General features: G+C 28.3%; 3 protein-coding genes. All 3 read left to right on the top strand.

All coding sequences use genetic code 11. The annotated features are described in order from the left end of the window. Window positions 1–50 precede the first annotated feature (50 nt). Window positions 51–386: an EpsG family protein gene (locus tag A5882_RS20270; protein ID WP_086373122.1), complete on the top strand. Its 336-nt coding sequence runs from the start codon at window positions 51–53 to the stop codon at window positions 384–386. A gap of 99 nt (window positions 387–485) precedes the next feature. Beyond that, window positions 486–1,034: a polysaccharide pyruvyl transferase family protein gene (locus tag A5882_RS16110; RefSeq protein WP_176462042.1), complete on the top strand. Its 549-nt coding sequence runs from the start codon at window positions 486–488 to the stop codon at window positions 1,032–1,034. After that, the gene (locus A5882_RS20265; protein WP_086373120.1) at window positions 1,009–1,422 is read left to right on the top strand and encodes a polysaccharide pyruvyl transferase family protein; all 414 of its coding nucleotides are present in this window, start codon (window positions 1,009–1,011) and stop codon (window positions 1,420–1,422) included. The genes A5882_RS16110 and A5882_RS20265 overlap by 26 nt, the downstream gene beginning before the upstream one ends. The last annotated feature ends 181 nt before the right edge of the window (window positions 1,423–1,603 follow it).

Below are 1,603 nucleotides of genomic sequence, written 5' to 3'. Positions count from 1 at the left end.
GCTTTTATACAGATTATTTCTGAACTATCAGATTAGTGAGGATATAAAAAATGTGGTTATTTTTCTTTATAGTTTTTTTTATAATCTCTTTAGGATTGATACTTAATAAGTATCCAAAGAGCTATTTAAAAATTTTGTTTTTTGTATTTTTTATAATTTCTGCATTTAGATCGTCCAATATTGGTAATGATACTATAGAATATACCAACCTATATACTTCATTGCAAAACTCAACCATGGAAAGTTTTACTTGGAGATATGAACACGGATTCCTTTACTTTAACAGATTATTATCATTTATTTCACCTAATCCACAAGTTTTATTAGTTACCAAAGAGCTATTTAAAAATTTTGTTTTTTGTATTTTTTATAATTTCTGCATTTAGATCGTCCAATATTGGTAATGATACTATAGAATATACCAACCTATATACCTGTCTCTTATACACATCTAGATGTGTATAAGAGACAGGATAATTAATCTAATGATGACTAAAAAATTTAAAAGTAAAGAAAAGCTTTTTTTTAAGCCCAGTCCTAAGCCTCGAATATTTTTAATGCTTGCAACTGATTATCCTAATTTAGGAGATCATGCACTAACCATTTCTCATAAAGAGTTTTTACTTGAAAATTTCGGTGATTATGAAGTTGTAGAATTCTTTGTAAATGAGACGATAGAAGCGGTGAATTCCATGAAAGAAATGATTAAAACCGAAGATATAATTACACTTAAAGGCGGAGGGAATATAGGTATTGAATATTTCAGAGAAGAGTTGTTGAGAAGATACATAATTAACAATTTTCCTGAAAATAAGATTGTACTTTTCCCGCAAACTGTATTTTTCCCGGAAACTCAATTAGGTATCAGAGAAGAAAATGAAACAATGAAGGTTTTTAAAAAACATAAAAATTTACGAATTTTTGTAAGAGATGAAAAGTCATATAATATTCTTAAAACTCACTCCATTAGAAATGTGAGTCTAGTACCTGTCTCTTATACACATCTAGATGTGTATAAGAGACAGCTCATATAGTACAAATTACCAGAATAAATATGATAGAAATAATAAAAATATTTTATTGTGCTTGAGGAATGATCGAGAAAAATCAGATGAGAGAATTGCTCAGAAAGAAATGGAAGAATTTCTATTGAATCTGTCTTATAAGGTTTCTGAAACTGATACGGTTGTAAAATATGATATTGATAAAAAAAATCGGTATAATGAATTGAACGGAAAATTAAAACAATTTAGTGAGTCAAGACTAGTAGTTACAGATAGACTACATGGAATGATATTTTGTTATATAACAGGCACTCCTTGCATTGTTCTTAAAACATATAATCATAAAGTAACTGGACAATATGAATGGATTAAGGCTGTCTCTTATACACATCTAGATGGGTATAAAAGAGATGTTTAGTGATGACTATATAATGAGGTTACCATCGCGTACCGGAATATTAAATAACTGTCTCTTATACACATCTAGATGTGTATAAGAGACAGATAATGAGGTTACCATCGCGTACCGGAATATTAAATAAATTCCAATTATTTTATAATAAAAGTTTTCGGCAAAATTTTTGTGAAGCTGATTTAAA

The sequence above is a fragment of the Enterococcus sp. 4E1_DIV0656 genome, from assembly GCF_002140695.1.
Classification (GTDB): Bacteria; Bacillota; Bacilli; order Lactobacillales; family Enterococcaceae; genus Enterococcus_D; species Enterococcus_D entomosocium.
The sequence above is the reverse complement of the archived record's forward strand: the minus strand, read 5'-3'. Positions and strand labels throughout refer to the sequence as shown.

Coding starts and splice junctions, on each gene's coding strand:
- A5882_RS20265 (WP_086373120.1), top strand. CDS start 1,009: ATGTGTATAAGAGACAGCTCATATAGTACAAATTACCAGAATAAATAT.
- A5882_RS20270 (WP_086373122.1), top strand. CDS start 51: ATGTGGTTATTTTTCTTTATAGTTTTTTTTATAATCTCTTTAGGATTG.
- A5882_RS16110 (WP_176462042.1), top strand. CDS start 486: ATGATGACTAAAAAATTTAAAAGTAAAGAAAAGCTTTTTTTTAAGCCC.